At 39.8% G+C, this 14,564-nt stretch carries 11 protein-coding genes; 4 read left to right on the top strand and 7 right to left on the bottom strand.

The window, feature by feature from the left end:
* Positions 1 to 83: 83 nt before the first annotated feature.
* Positions 84 to 2,909: a sensor histidine kinase gene (locus NMG86_RS07720; protein WP_026797374.1), complete on the bottom strand. Its 2,826-nt coding sequence runs from the start codon at positions 2,907 to 2,909 to the stop codon at positions 84 to 86.
* Positions 2,910 to 3,124: 215 nt separating this feature from the next.
* On the opposite strand from NMG86_RS07720, the gene NMG86_RS07715 reads away from it, so the two are divergent.
* Positions 3,125 to 4,252, top strand: coding sequence for a quinone-dependent dihydroorotate dehydrogenase (locus NMG86_RS07715; protein ID WP_026793449.1), 1,128 nt, complete (start codon positions 3,125 to 3,127; stop codon positions 4,250 to 4,252).
* A 152-nt stretch (positions 4,253 to 4,404) separates the two neighbouring features.
* Positions 4,405 to 5,073 carry a DUF1345 domain-containing protein gene (locus NMG86_RS07710; protein WP_036833872.1) on the top strand — a complete coding sequence of 223 codons (669 nt, stop codon included), beginning with the start codon at positions 4,405 to 4,407 and terminating at the stop codon, positions 5,071 to 5,073.
* A gap of 61 nt (positions 5,074 to 5,134) precedes the next feature.
* On the opposite strand, the gene NMG86_RS07705 is transcribed toward NMG86_RS07710, so the two are convergent.
* From NMG86_RS07705 to NMG86_RS07690, 4 genes are all read right to left on the bottom strand, one after another.
* Entirely contained in the window at positions 5,135 to 5,956 is an 822-nt protein-coding gene (locus NMG86_RS07705; protein ID WP_043937201.1) for a dienelactone hydrolase family protein, read from the bottom strand.
* A 142-nt stretch (positions 5,957 to 6,098) separates the two neighbouring features.
* Complete coding sequence (gene rsmH / locus NMG86_RS07700) at positions 6,099 to 7,016, bottom strand: 16S rRNA (cytosine(1402)-N(4))-methyltransferase RsmH (protein ID WP_026787479.1); 918 nt, start codon at positions 7,014 to 7,016, stop codon at positions 6,099 to 6,101.
* A gap of 59 nt (positions 7,017 to 7,075) precedes the next feature.
* Positions 7,076 to 8,023 (bottom strand): hypothetical protein, encoded by a 948-nt coding sequence (locus NMG86_RS07695; protein ID WP_026787480.1) that lies wholly within the window; start codon positions 8,021 to 8,023, stop codon positions 7,076 to 7,078.
* A gap of 11 nt (positions 8,024 to 8,034) precedes the next feature.
* Positions 8,035 to 9,240, bottom strand: coding sequence for an AAA family ATPase (locus NMG86_RS07690; protein ID WP_026787481.1), 1,206 nt, complete (start codon positions 9,238 to 9,240; stop codon positions 8,035 to 8,037).
* 153 nt (positions 9,241 to 9,393) lie between these two features.
* Here NMG86_RS07690 and NMG86_RS07685 point away from each other — a divergent pair, with 153 nt between their 5' ends.
* A complete protein-coding gene (locus NMG86_RS07685) occupies positions 9,394 to 10,578 on the top strand; it encodes an NAD(P)H-quinone oxidoreductase subunit H (protein WP_026787482.1) in 1,185 nt (394 codons plus the stop codon).
* Between the two features lie 133 nt (positions 10,579 to 10,711).
* On the opposite strand, the gene pyk is transcribed toward NMG86_RS07685, so the two are convergent.
* Both pyk and NMG86_RS07675 read right to left on the bottom strand, forming a co-directional pair.
* The gene (gene pyk, locus NMG86_RS07680; RefSeq protein ID WP_026787483.1) at positions 10,712 to 12,493 is read right to left on the bottom strand and encodes a pyruvate kinase; all 1,782 of its coding nucleotides are present in this window, start codon (positions 12,491 to 12,493) and stop codon (positions 10,712 to 10,714) included.
* Positions 12,494 to 12,737: 244 nt separating this feature from the next.
* On the bottom strand, positions 12,738 to 13,529 hold the full coding sequence (locus NMG86_RS07675) for a COP23 domain-containing protein (protein ID WP_026787484.1): 792 nt from the start codon (positions 13,527 to 13,529) through the stop codon (positions 12,738 to 12,740).
* Between the two features lie 136 nt (positions 13,530 to 13,665).
* On the opposite strand from NMG86_RS07675, the gene crtR reads away from it, so the two are divergent.
* On the top strand, positions 13,666 to 14,559 hold the full coding sequence (gene crtR, locus NMG86_RS07670; protein WP_026793443.1) for a beta-carotene hydroxylase: 894 nt from the start codon (positions 13,666 to 13,668) through the stop codon (positions 14,557 to 14,559).
* Positions 14,560 to 14,564: the final 5 nt, after the last annotated feature.

Here is a 14,564-nt window from a genome sequence, read left to right as displayed (position 1 = left end):
TTATCAGTTTTAGAAGTAATTTTTATATTCATTACTTCAATCTTGAGCCACCCGTCCGTACAAGTTATTAGTAAATCATTGATCTAGCTTGCTGGAGCTAAAGTTAAAATAATCCGAGTTATAATTTGTTGATTTTCTCCTGATTCTATTAGGAATTTTCCTGCCATTTTTTCTAACATTTGTTGACAAATTAAAAGCTGTTGACCTGGGGGAGAAGATAGGGGAGAGGGAGCAAGTAAATCGGGAGAATGACCGATTTTTAACTCCAGAATTAGTTGCGGGTTAATTATACCATAATCTGTAATCATTAGTTGTAATTGATGATCATTTAAAGGTTGAGTGATCATCTCAATGACGCCACCTGGTTCAGCGCGGTGACAGGTGGTTAATAATATTTCATAAAAAACCAGTTCTAATTTAATATGATCGCCAATAACATTAAAATTTTCCTGTTGTTTAATCACTAATTGGATTTGTTTATTTCTAATAATAGCATTGATTCGTTCCCCCACCCTTCGCAATAAATTAGTAATTGGAATAATATCATTTTGATGATGAAGTCGCCATTGTTCCTGTTTAATTAAAGAACTGGTAGAAGCTAAAGCGCTTCCCATTTGACGGAGTAATTGTTGATAGCGTAAATGGGAAAGTTGGTTTTTTTGTGGATCGGTTGATTGAAATGGAGATTGATTTAATTCGTTTAATTGTTTCAGTCCTCCGCCCACGGTTCGATACAATTCTTCTAAGCGCCGTTGTTTATACCAATTCATCCATTGTAATTCTTCGTGTTGAGTTGTTAATACCTCTTGAATTCTGAGATAGCGCCGTGACCAAGAAAACTGCATGATCAAGGAATTAAGCAGAGTTAAAGATATGCCAGATTCTGTTTGAATTTGCTCAGGATCAGCAACAATCAAAATACCCGTAGGATCGTGTTCAGAAGCGGTATGCAGGGTAGTGACTAAAATTTTATCGACGGTGCTTGTAAACCATTGGCGAGTATAAGCAGATAGCTCCTGTACCGGCCACAAAAACATTGTTTTTGTTGATAAAGCGTGTTGAATTAAAGGATCTTTAGCGATAGAAATTAACCGCTCTGAGTCAATATAAAATTTAGATTGACGAGCAATACAATGGGCAACTTTTGCTTTTTTGGCTCCTTCTAGCCAGGTTAATAATAGAACTAAAGGACTTTTTGATAATTGGGCTATTTTTTCTGTAAATTGTTGTTCTAGGTCTTGTAATTGCTCAGTTTTTTCTAAGATTGACCAGCCCTGCTCTAAGGCTTGATTAAATTCTTCTTGAGATTTAATTCGTTGATTTAACTTCCATTGACGGAGAATCACACTTAATTGTTGACCCACAATTTTAACTAATTTTTGTTCGGTTCGATCCCAAGTTCTGGGAGCATCATGACCGATTAATAACCACTCTTGAGGTGTATTGTCTTGTTGATTTTTTTCCGAAGTCAAACAAGAGTTAATCGGGCAAAGAATGAGCGATCGCACTCCGGCATCCTTGAGTTGATTGCGCCAAGGTTTTAATTTTTCATCTTCATCATAATTTTCAATTAGCAAAATTTCGTTCTGATTTTTTAAAGATTGCCAATCTTGGGAACTCAGAGAATCTAAAGGCGAAAAAATTGCGTTTCTATTTAAAGGATAATATTGATAAATAATCTCAAATTTTGCTGTTTTAAGATGACGTTTAATTAATAAAAATCGTCCCGCATTTAATCGCTGACACAATAGATTAGCGGTAGTCTTTAAAGAAAGTTGCCAATCTTGATCATTAACAATAGTACGGGTAACTTTAGCAGTTAAGGATTGATCTAATTCCGCTTGTCGAATTTTAACTTCCATTTCCGCTAAGGGAGCAGTTAGGGAAATTAATTGTCCCACACCCCGCAAAAATTGTTTTTCATTTTCCTGCCAAATCCTCGGATTTTGACCTTCAACGGCAATAAATCCTAACATTTCTTGATTAAAAAGAATCGGAACTGCTAATAGGGAACGGGCGCGAATTTTCTCCATTAATCGTTCCGTTGTATCCGCTCTTAAGGAACTATAAGACTCTCCAATAGACACTAAATGATCGGAAGTTAACGCTTGATAAAATTCCCCTAAATCCTGTACTGTTACCCCCGAAGCCGATTGTTTCATTAAACTGACACTCGGAAGTTTTTGTTGATTACTCGCCCGCCGCCAAAAATAACGGCCTTCTCGATAATACCAATACACATTTGTCCGAGTCGGTTCAATAAATTCATGGGTTGTTTCTACCGCTACTTCCAAACATCGATCTAAAGTATTCAGGGTTCTAAATTGAGTTAAAAGTTTCAAAAAAGGTTGGTCAGGTCTTTTGGTTTGTTGATACATCCAAGTGGTTTCAATTTGAAATAAAGAAGTCGCTAAGGTTCCTAAAACCATCGAAATTAGTTCTTTTTCCGTTGAACTCGGAGAAATTCCCCACTCGGTTGATCCTAATAAAACCACACCAAAACAGCGATCTTTATAGCGCATGGGGAATAAAATTGACCCCTGAATATTAAAGGCTTGGGCAGCTTTTTGCCATCCTCCAGCGCGAGTTTCTGACCGCAGATCGGGGACAACTAAAGGTCGCATTTGAATTACTAACTGTTCGAGTAAATCTCCAGGAGATAAGACAAATCTTTGTTTGATTAACCAATTATCTTCCGTTGGGGTAACTCCTCCTTTGCCAATTAAACGATGATCTAAACGATCATATAAACTAATCCAAATTAAACTATAATTAAACTCGGTTTTTAAATAGTTTAAAATCGTTTCGATTAAAACATCAACATTGTCTTCATCTTGTAGGGTCTGGAGAACACGCCCCAATGTCATGATGGGTTGCTCTAATGCGGTCGATTCTTCAAATTGACCCATAATAAACTCCCGAATTGTATATTTTAATTAACATTAAAAACTAAAATTTTAATTAAGATCCTAAACCTGTGCAGTTTTCTGGTATAGGGGAAGAAAAATACTCTACCCGTTGATCTGGCTGATGCTTCTATCTTACCCTTAATATTTCACCATTTTGCTCAAAAAATAGACTAAATTTAAAACTGGGAATTAAGACCTAAGCATAGGAGACTATTTTGGATATTTACCGCAGCGCCGTTAAACCCCTTTTATTTTATGGACTCAAAATTGATCCAGAATGGGCCCATCATCGCGCTTTAGAAGTCTTGAGTTGGATTGACCAAAATCAGTCTAATTCACCCCTAAATTGGCTAGAATCTCAACTTAAACCATCATTCTGTTTACAGGATATCCGTTTACAGCAACAATTGTGGGGTTTAAATTTTGCTAATCCCGTGGGTTTAGCCGCCGGGTTTGATAAGGATGGAGTTGCTGCTGGAATTTGGCAAAGTTTGGGTTTTGGATTTACGGAATTAGGGACAGTTACCCTCCATCCGCAACCAGGAAATCCCCAACCTAGATTATTTAGATTAGTTGAGGATGAAGCCATTTTAAATCGCATGGGATTTAATAATCAAGGGGCGGAAATATTGGCGCAACGGTTAGAGGAAAAACATCAACAAAAATTTATGATTCCAGTCGGAATTAATTTAGGAAAATCTAAAATTACTCCTTTAGAAGAAGCCGCCGAAGATTATTTAGGGAGTTTTAAACTGTTAAAAGACTATGGGGATTATTTTGTGGTTAATGTTTCTTCTCCTAATACCCCCGGATTGCGATCGCTCCAAGATGCGGAACAATTAAGTAAAATTATAGCGGTTTTAAATACTGAAAATACAGATAATAAACCAATTTTAATTAAAATAGCACCGGATTTAGAATGGGATGCGATCGCCGATGTTGTTAATTTATCCCAAACCCATAAATTAGCCGGAATTATTGCTACTAATACTACCATAAAACGCGACGGATTAAAAACCCAATGGCTACCCCAAACCGGAAGTTATATTACCCAAGAAGCGGGAGGAATTAGTGGTGCACCCCTAAAAGAAAGATCAACAGAAGTAATTCGTTGGATTCATCAAAATACCCAAGGACAGTTACCTATTATTGGGGTTGGGGGAATTTTTACCGCCGATGATGCTTGGGAAAAAATTACAGCAGGAGCTTGTTTAATTCAAGTCTATACGGGTTGGATTTATGAAGGGCCAGGAATGGTAAAAAGCATATTAGCAGGACTGTTAAAAAAATTAGATCAATATGGGTTAAATTCAATTTCTGAGGCCGTTGGTTTCAAACCTTAACTAAAGGCAAGATTGCCTATTCTTTATTTCCTATACCCTCGCTCAAGCCGCTAATATTGCCGAAAAACTTAAAGATTTAGTGCATCAGTTTCGGTTTATTTGGAATCACAAAACCTTTTAACTTTAATGAATGAAATTTGGGATATAAATTTATGCTCAAACCTCAGATTTCTCACCAATGGAAAGTTCGCTATCGCCTGATTTTATCGGCTTTATTTTCTTTAATAGTATCATTTTTTCTGCCATCTTGGTTTAGTTTATCCACTCGGATTCTATCATTATGGAATGCGGGAATGATCTGTTTTTTAATCTCAACTTGGGTATTAATGGTGCAAGCAATCCCCAAAACAATGCGCCGCAATGCTCAAAGCCAGGATGAAGGACGATTAGTAATTTTGAGCTTAATTACGGCTTCTGCCTGTGCTAGTATATTAGCGATAACTTTTATATTAAGAGAAACAAAAGATCAGAATATTAATATAATTATTACCCATATAATTTTAGCGGTGATCACAATTATTGGATCATGGTTACTGGTTCATACAATTTTTGCGATTCACTATGCCCATGAATATTATCAAGACCATAAAACTCTCAGTAATTCTCCAGCAGCAGGACTAGATTTTCCCGAAGATATAGAGCCTGACTACTGGGATTTTTTATATTTTGCTTTTGTAATTGGCATGACCAGTCAAGTTTCAGATGTACAAATAACTTCCCGGTCATTAAGGCGTTTATCGCTATTTCATGGCATTCTTTCCTTTTTCTTTAATACCGTAATTGTGGCGATGAGTATTAATATTATTGCGGGTTTAATTTAATATAATCCCATAGAAAATTGATGCGATCGCCTTTTAAAAAAAGCGATCTTACCTTCATTCCCTAAAAAATTTCCTGAAAAAACACCTTCATTGCTTCAAAAGAACGACGATCAGAATCGGGATTATAAGCTACTCCTTTAGAGGGATCATTCCCCGATTTTGGATTAGTAAAACTATGCACCGTTCCACCATAATTTACCATTTGCCAATCTACATTTCCCTCCCGCAATTCCTGCTCAAATGCCTTAATATCCTCTTGAGAAACTAACGGATCATCCGCCCCATGTAAGACTAAAACTTTGCTTTTAATTCGTTTACCATCCTGGGGATTAGGACTATCTAAACCACCATGAAAACTCACCACCCCATCAATATCTGCACCACTTCTTGCCAATTCTAAAACCGTTGTTCCTCCGAAACAATATCCAATAGCGGCTAACTTTTCAGAATCAGTTTGAGGTTGTTTACGAAGTTCTGTTAAAGCAGCATTAACCCGTTCCCTTAATAGTGCCCGGTTACTGCGATAAAGGGTCGCTTGAGTTTTAGCTTCCTCTGCGGTTTGGGGTCTAATTCCTTTGCCATAAATATCCGCAGCAAAAGCGACATAACCCAGACGTGCTAGTTGTTCTGTACGACTTTTAGCATATTCATCTAAACCTTTCCATTCATGTACAACTAACACCCCCGGACGTTTGCCTGTTTGTGAGGAATCATAAGCTAAATAGCCTTCTAAAACCGCATCTCCTTGACGATATTGTATGACTTGAGTTTTTAAAGTATTAGGGGTTTGTGCGGAGGTGATCATTGTCCAAATAGGAGCGATCAAAATCGCCATGACCAGCAGAATAAATACAGAATATTTTTTCAGAATGTTCATAAGCATCGGAAATAGACTATTAACTCAATTTTGGTATTATAGCAACTATAGCGAGTTGTATAAATTACCTCAAATCACAAAAGAGTAGAAGCGAGGTCTTCTCGCCCCAACAATAGAATCTAGGTTTTTTTAGGGTTTATAATCTTGACTATTCTATTATCTTTCGTTCTGCTAATCTTAATTTAGCTGAACGAGAACGGTGATTATTATTCAGTTCATCGGGTTGGGGTTGAATCGGTTTTTTAGTTAATACCTGTAAAATAGGAGACTCTTTAAACCGATGTTTAACAATTCTATCTTCTAAACTATGAAAACTAATCACCCCAATTCTACCCCCAGGTTTTAACCAATATTGTGCTTGGTCTATAAATTTTTCTAAACAAGTTAACTCTTGATTCACCGCAATTCTTAATGCTTGAAATACACGGGTAGCCGGATGAATCCGTCCGTGACGATAACTCGCCGGAACACAACCACCAATCGCATAAGCTAAATCAGTTGTAGTTTGAAATGGCCGTTTTTCTACAATTCGTTTAGCAATTCGTCTCGATAATCTTTCTTCCCCATAATGATGAAAAATATCAGCTAATTGCTTCTCATCCCAATGGTTAATAATCTCCGCCGCCGTTAAAGATTGTTGTTGATTCATTCGCATATCTAAAGGGGCGGTATGGCGAAAACTAAACCCTCTTTCTGGTTGATCAAACTGATAGGAACTCACCCCTAAATCCGCTATAATTCCATCAAATTGTTTGGATTTGGGGTTATATTGAGTAAAGTTCCCTTGCCAAAACTGCACTCTTTCCAAGAAAGAAGGATCTGCTTGTTCAAATTTAACCCGGGCGGCGGCGATCGCTTCTTGATCCTGATCAATTACTGTTAACTGGATATTCTCCCCCGCCTGCAACAATAACAAACTATGTCCGCCACCGCCAACGGTTGCATCCAGATATTCCCCCCCCGCACAAATTTCTAACCCCGCAATTAATTCCCGACTCAACACAGGAATATGGACAAAGCCTGTCCTGAGCTCTGTCGAAGGGGGGGTTTGAGTATTTTCTTCCACTGTTTCGATTTCAGACAATGTAATTATTCCTATAGAATGGTTATTATCAATATAGCGTTTTATACAAACTGATATAAAATTTTAAAGAAAACACTCAGATGATATTCAGCATCACTATGTTCTGAATAAAATTTTCCTATCTCTAATAGTAATTGATCTCTGTAAACTTCTGGTGAACGACTCCAATCAGGAGGGGGTTCAATTTTACGCCAAAAGTTTTTAGCTTTTATTAGGGTTAACAACGCATAAATTAATTCATTTTTGCAAGTTAGATCTTCAGTAGAGTTAAATTTTTGAATCCATGAAGTTTTTAATTCGGTGGTATCAGTACAGTTTAAACCTGGACAATAGTTGATTCTTTGACAGGCGGTTATCAGATGATTTTTTAAATCAGGATCTTGATTAATTAATTCAGCCATATCTTTATAGATATCTGTTAGTAAAAGATTGTTTCCTTTATAAAGGGGAACAGGAAGCATCACACAACTATCAAACGTTTCTTGCAATTCAGGTATAATAAAATAGGATTCTTTATGAATTAAGCCTGTTACCCAAATTCGATGCTTTGGTGCAGTTTGCTGATTAACTTTTAATCCTTGATAAAGGTCATAAAAGATGGTTTCAGTATCTGGAAATTGATAATTATGACCAATCTCTTTAGATTGAAGGTCTAAATCAACAATAGAAAATAGTTTTGTAGGGTCTAAATAGGAGTTAATCGGATTTTGTTCATGTAAATCTAATAAACTAAAATAAGTATTAATCACATCTTGGCGATCGCCACAATTAAAAAATTGAGGTCGGTATTGACTCCATCCTTGAGGGATACAAGCTTTATAAAAGTTCGCATCAGGTATCCGCTCCATTTCTTTATAGCTTTCCGGTGAACGTCTCCCCCCAAGTTCGGGAATCTTCCCTTCACACAAAACTAAAATTTTATTTTCAATCCTGTTAGATTTAAGAATAATTTTACAATGTTCTTGTAATTCCTCTGGGTTCAGACTCATGTTACTCAATACTAATTTTTATTTTTAATTAATTTCAGCTTAATTGCTTTAACGTGAGCAGGGGTTAATGCCTCACATAAGTCGTAAGAGTGGGTTGCTAAAATATATTGGTTGCTGGGTTCCCATTTTTCTAAATCTGAAATAATTATATATTGCCAGTCTGGATGTAATGTAATTTCAATTTCATCCATTAAAACAATAGCATCTTTTATTTCATTATGTTTTAGCCAAACATAAATACTGAGTCTTTTTAATTCGCCACGACTAAGATCTTCGGGATATAGGTCTACTTCTTGACCCTGTTTATCTAATTTAAAGGTTATTTGGTTTAAATCTGGAGAAAAATAGATTTTTTTATTAATCAAAATTGAATTTATATCCTGCTTCAATAAAGTTTCATAGTAATTACTGTCTTCTCTATCTTTTATTGCATTTCCATCTTTGTTTCTAGCATCTATAAATAATTGATTTACCAGATCTACTGCGAGAAAATCATAAGTAAAAAAACCTGGGATTTTTGTTTTTAAGGAATTTATGTTAGAACAGTCTTTTTTTTCATAATCATCTTTTTTTTCAGAAAATAACTTTCTATATTCTCCATTCATAAATAGAAAATCTTGTGTTATATGAGAAGCAAGAAATACTTTTCTTGACAACTTATCCAAAAAAAATCTAGCTTCATTAGAAGACAAATTCCCTATTTTACAAAGTAATGATTTGTCTTTAACTAATTGATCTTTAGTTGAAGAATAAGTACAAATAAACAATAAATTTTCTCGTTCCCAGTCATCTAGCAGCCTGCTTATTGATTCAATAGGTAGTCGTAAAAAACGATTATTTTTAGAAGAAATAGAAATCGGCAGTTTTTTGTTGTAATCCTTGGAATTTATTTTGGCATTTATTGCATCAATGGTTTGATGAGAAAAAAACTCGATAGTGTGGATCTTAGAACCGTCCCAAATATCGAAGATAGCTAAAATAGTTTTCTCTGATGACTGATTAGGATTGAATCTATGAAGTAAATTTTGTAAAAAAATCGTTCTCTCGTCAGAAGCAGAACAGTGGAGAAGGGTAAAAATCAACTGTAAGAGTGTACTTTTCCCCCCTCCATTCTGACTTCCTAGCGGAAAAATTTGAGGAAAGAAATCTTTTTCAAAGGTAATATCTACTTGATTTAAAGCCCTAAAATTAGGAACTTGAACTCGTAGTAAGTGCATACTAGACTCCTGATGAATGTGGAGTTAAAACGATACCTTAATAAAATATAGAATACAACATTGCGATCGCCAACAACCTAATCATATATCCTATAATTAGAACAAAAATCCCCAAAAAGCCATAAATCCGCGTTAGGGAACACCGAGAAAAGTATGAGTAGAATTGAAACCCGCACAGAACCGATGGTCTTGAACATGGGGCCACACCATCCCTCCATGCACGGGGTCTTACGGTTAATTGTCACCCTGGATGGGGAAGATGTGGTGGACTGTGAACCCGTGATTGGGTATCTGCATCGCGGTATGGAAAAAATCGCCGAAAGTCGTAGCGTTGTCATGTATGTCCCCTATGTTAGCCGATGGGACTACGCCGCTGGAATGTTCAACGAAGCGGTGACGGTGAATGGCCCGGAACGATTGGCTGGAGTCACCGTCCCCAAACGGGCGCAATATATTCGGGTGATTATGCTCGAACTCAACCGCATTGCTAATCACCTATTATGGCTTGGCCCATTCCTGGCCGACGTCGGCGCCCAAACACCCTTTTTCTACATTTTCCGAGAACGGGAACTCATTTATGACCTCTGGGAAGCGGCTACCGGATACCGAATGGTGAATAATAACTATTTTCGGATTGGGGGAGTAGCAGCCGATTTACCCTATGGTTGGGTGCAGAAATGTCGAGATTTTTGCGATTATTTCGGGCCAAAAATTGACGAGTACGAACGCTTAATTAGCAATAACCCGATTTTCCGACGTCGGATTGAGGGTTTAGGGACTATTACCCGGGAACAGGCGATTAACTGGGGATTATCCGGCCCAATGTTACGCGCCTCTGGGGTGAAGTGGGATTTACGCAAAGTTGACCACTACGAATGTTACGACGAGTTGGACTGGGATGTGCAGTGGGACACGGGAGGAGACTGTTTAGCCCGCTATTTTGTGCGGATTCGAGAAATGCGAGAATCCCTCAAAATTCTGTATCAAGCCCTCGAAGCCCTTCCCGGCGGCCCCTACGAAAATTTAGAAGCCCAACGGATGATGGCCGGGCCAAAATCCGAATGGAATGGTTTTGATTATCAGTTTATTGGTAAGAAAATCGCCCCCACTTTCAAAATTCCTAAAGGGGAACATTATGTAAGAATTGAAAGTGGCAAAGGGGAACTAGGTATTTATATCATTGGAGATGATAATGTCTTTCCCTGGCGGTTCAAAATTCGGGCGGCGGATTTCTGCAATTTACCCATTCTCTCAGAATTAGTTCGAGGGGAAAAAATCGCTGACTTGGTAGCCATTCTCGGTAGTATCGATATTATTATGGGTTCGGTTGACCGTTAGGAATAATTTGTTTCAAAGTTGGGTCAGAAAGAATAAAAAATTAGCGATCAACGAATGATTTTATCATCCGGCGATCGCTAATTTTTTTGAAAAAATCTAATCTTAATCAATCTAATAGAAAAGGGAAACTACTTCAGATATTTTCAGTCCCCGAACCACTGTTGGCTCCCGAATATACAATCCCGCGCTCCATATCTAAGGTCAGAATCACCCCATCTCGAATTAAGCGGGTGGCATTATTTACCCCAACAATCACAGGGACTCCTAACCGTAAACCAATTACCGCCGCGTGACTGGTCAAACTATCGGCTTCGGTGACCACACCCCCCGCCTTTCGCATCACATCCACAAAATCGGCACTGGTTTGAACCGTGACCAAAATTTCCCCAGGGTTAAAATCAGCCAACTCTCCAGCACTACGGGCAACCCGCGCCCGTCCAGTCACGCAGCCCTGACCCACGGCCGTTCCCTTCCCCAAAGCAGCCGTCACCACTTCTACCTTAATCAAATCCGTAGATCCGGCAACCCCCTGTAGAGTTCCCGCCGTGGTCACAACCAAATCTCCATCGGCCAGGAGATTTTTTTCCCTAGCCACATTCACAGCAGCTTGAAATGTTTGGTCAGCCGAAGGTAAATCCAAAACCAATAGTGGTTTCACCCCCCAAACTAAACTCAACTGTCGGGCTACTTCCACGTGGGGGGTAATCGCTAAAATCGGGGTTTGGGGTCGGAACTTCGAGACATTCCGAGCCGTAGACCCAGTTTTAGTTAAGGTCATAATCGCCGCCGCGTTCAACTGGTGAGAAATTTGTGCTACCGCCTGACTAATGGCATTAGGAATAGAACGTCCGGTATCTTCTACTTTAGAAACATTGCGGGTCGCCCCCTCCTGTTCAATCCGCACCGCAATCCGGGCCATGGTCGCCACCGCTTCCACCGGATAGTTACCCACGGCGGTTTCATTGGAGAGCATCACCGCATCGGTACCATCTAAAATCGCATTAGCCACATCGGAAATTTCCGCCCGGGTCGGTCGGGGATTATTCACCATGCTATCTAACATCTGAGTCGCGGTAATTACCGGAATTCCCATACGGTTAGCGGTGATAATTAACCGTTTTTGTAAAATCGGCACATCCTCGGCCGGAAGTTCCACCCCTAAATCACCCCGGGCCACCATCACCCCATTACACAAAGCCAGAATTTCTTCCATTTGTTCAATGGCTTCGTGTTTTTCAATTTTGGCAATCACGGGAACATCCTTACCCGCACTCGCAATTAATTCTTTAATTTCTAAGACGTCCTGGGGATTTCTGACGAAACTTAAAGCCACCCAATCAACCCCTTGGTCTAAACCAAACATTAAGTCCTTGCGGTCTTTTTCGGTCATGGCTTTAATGGAGAGATAAACCCCAGGAAAATTCACCCCTTTACTATTAGAAAGAGTCCCGCCTACAACCACACGACAATATAAGCGTCCTTTTGATGGTTCGACTTTCTCTACGACCATTTCCACTTTACCGTCATCGAGGAGAATCACCGCCCCATTTGGGACTTCATCGGCTAAAGGTTTATAGGTCACAGAGGACATTTCTTGGGTTCCCACCACGTCTTCACTGGTGAGAATAAACTGATCATCCCGGTTCAGAATAATCGAACCCGTCTCAAATTTCCCTAATCTGATTTTTGGGCCTTGGAGATCTTGTAAAATCCCCACGGGTTGATTCAGTTCAAAGGCGGTTTGTCGAATCATCCGAATACTGCGTTGATGATCCTCATGGGTATTATGGGAAAAATTTAAGCGCAGAGTCGTTGCACCCGCTTCAATCAATGCGCGGAGAACTTCAGGCTTCTGGGTAGCAGGGCCGATTGTAGCGACTATTTTAGTTCGATGCAGTAGATTTTGCGGTTGCATGACTCAATTAAAGATCTAGGGGATTGTCCGTAGAGACGAGCCACGGCACGTCTCTCTCTACAGATCATAAACAGAATTTAACCATGTCAGGGACACATCAGGATCAGGAATTACGAATTACGAATTACGAATTACGAAGGGGTAATGGGTAATGGGTAATGGGTAATGGGTAATGGGTAATGGGTAATGGGTAATAAAAAGAGTTTACCTCCCCTGTTCCGGTGTTCCGGTGTTCCCTCTTAATCTATTTAGGAAAATAACGGGGGTTTAAGCGTGATCCGGTGCCGCCATCGGTGGGGTCGAGGAATTGACGTAGGGGAATACCAGTAGAACGAGTTCTTGGCCGTCCTAAAGCCCCTCGAATGATGTCTCCGGTACTTTTTTCATTCACCAGGGTATTGATGCCTTGGGTGCTTTGGCCACTGTCGGCAATTACGAGGTTTTGGAAAATGCGATCGCGCACAAATAGGGGATCTTCCCCAGGGGGCACGGTTAAGACAATCCGACATTGGGGAACATCTTCGGTGGTGGCGCAGAGGGTATTGTAACCATTCTCAATTGCTGTGCTGATTTCTGCTAATCCATCGGGACGATAGGACTCTAAACGGCGACTAATCTCTCCACAACGGCGTTCCGGTGTCCATCCGCCCCCCATATTGCTAGGAACTGCCCAAGCATAGCCTTGATTGGGTTGGCTGACGGGATAATACATGACCGTATATTGACCGCCAATTACTTCACATCGAAACCGAGCAATTGCCGTGTCCCCGGTTTCCACTTCCACTTGAGGAATTAGGGGGCCTTGATCCGTGGGCTGAGGTTGGGGGGCTGGCGGTTGGGTGGTATTGGTAGGGGGAACCGGAATCGGTTGGGGCGGTTGGGTTGTGTTGCGGGGAAGTTGCAGCAGATCGGTCAAACTGGGTAAAGATGGCCACCGAGGTTTGGCGTTAGCCCCGGTCGCAGAACCCAGGATTGATAGGGTAATTGATAAACCAACAAATCCGACTAAGGATCTACGCAGTAGTAAGCTAGACATAAATATTTTCTCCTGGGGATAAAATTGTGGTATTTTAGGCAATTACGTTCGGGTTTAGTGATTTTATAAATCTTTACAATTTGTTACTTTTCTCATAAAATACTCAGGTGTGAAACTTCAAGGAGTGCAAACTGTAATGTCGGAGGCAAGCAAGCCACTGACAGTCCCCAAGGAATACCTCGCCGCAGAGGATGGTTTTAACACCACGCTACTGATGTTTTTCGGTGCGGTAGTAATGGTGATCTGTTCCACATTGGGATACTGGCTTTGGGGTTGGCCAGATTGGTGTTGTTTTTTGATTAATGTTTTGGCGCTGCACCTTTCGGGGACAGTGATCCATGACGCATCCCATAATTCTGCCCACAAAAACCGGATTTTGAATTCGGTATTAGGACACGGTAGTGCTTTGATGTTAGGGTTCGCTTTTCCCGTATTTACACGGGTGCATATCCAACATCATTGCCATGTTAATGATCCAGACAATGATCCGGATCATTTTGTTTCCACAGGTGGCCCCTTGTGGTTGATTGCGGCACGTTTCTTTTACCATGAAGTGTTTTTTTTCAAGCGCCGACTTTGGAAAAAATATGAGCTTTTGGAATGGTTTTTGAGTCGCTTATTTGTAGTGACTATTGTTGCGATCTCTATTCATTATGACTTCCTCGGCTATATTCTGAATTTCTGGTTTTGTCCGGCTTTGGTTGTGGGCATAGCTTTGGGTTTATTCTTTGATTATTTACCCCATCGTCCGTTTCAAGAACGCGGTCGCTGGAAAAATGCTAGGGTGTATCCGGGTTCGGTTTTAAATCTGTTAATTTTGGGGCAAAATTACCATCTGATTCATCATTTGTGGCCGTCTATTCCTTGGTATTATTATAAGCCAACCTATGAATTTATGAAGCCCCTGTTAGATGAAAAAGGTTCTCCCCAAACCTTGGGAATATTAGAAGGAAAAAAAGACTTTTGGGGTTTCCTCTATGATGTCTTTTTGGGAATCCGTTTTCATCATAAATCCTCCCATGAGAATTAACAATT

This window comes from Planktothrix rubescens CCAP 1459/22, from assembly GCA_904830895.1.
In the GTDB taxonomy this organism is placed as follows: domain Bacteria; phylum Cyanobacteriota; class Cyanobacteriia; order Cyanobacteriales; family Microcoleaceae; genus Planktothrix; species Planktothrix agardhii.
This window is presented reverse-complemented; position numbering and strand designations above follow the sequence as displayed.

Excerpts from the sequence above, each read along its gene's own strand:
- NMG86_RS07720 (WP_026797374.1), bottom strand. The coding sequence starts at position 2,909 with ATGGGTCAATTTGAAGAATCGACCGCATTAGAGCAACCCATCATGACA.
- NMG86_RS07710 (WP_036833872.1), top strand. The coding sequence starts at position 4,405 with ATGCTCAAACCTCAGATTTCTCACCAATGGAAAGTTCGCTATCGCCTG.
- NMG86_RS07705 (WP_043937201.1), bottom strand. The coding sequence starts at position 5,956 with ATGCTTATGAACATTCTGAAAAAATATTCTGTATTTATTCTGCTGGTC.
- NMG86_RS07695 (WP_026787480.1), bottom strand. The coding sequence starts at position 8,023 with ATGAGTCTGAACCCAGAGGAATTACAAGAACATTGTAAAATTATTCTT.
- NMG86_RS07690 (WP_026787481.1), bottom strand. The coding sequence starts at position 9,240 with ATGCACTTACTACGAGTTCAAGTTCCTAATTTTAGGGCTTTAAATCAA.
- NMG86_RS07685 (WP_026787482.1), top strand. The coding sequence starts at position 9,394 with ATGAGTAGAATTGAAACCCGCACAGAACCGATGGTCTTGAACATGGGG.
- pyk (WP_026787483.1), bottom strand. The coding sequence starts at position 12,493 with ATGCAACCGCAAAATCTACTGCATCGAACTAAAATAGTCGCTACAATC.
- NMG86_RS07675 (WP_026787484.1), bottom strand. The coding sequence starts at position 13,529 with ATGTCTAGCTTACTACTGCGTAGATCCTTAGTCGGATTTGTTGGTTTA.
- crtR (WP_026793443.1), top strand. The coding sequence starts at position 13,666 with ATGTCGGAGGCAAGCAAGCCACTGACAGTCCCCAAGGAATACCTCGCC.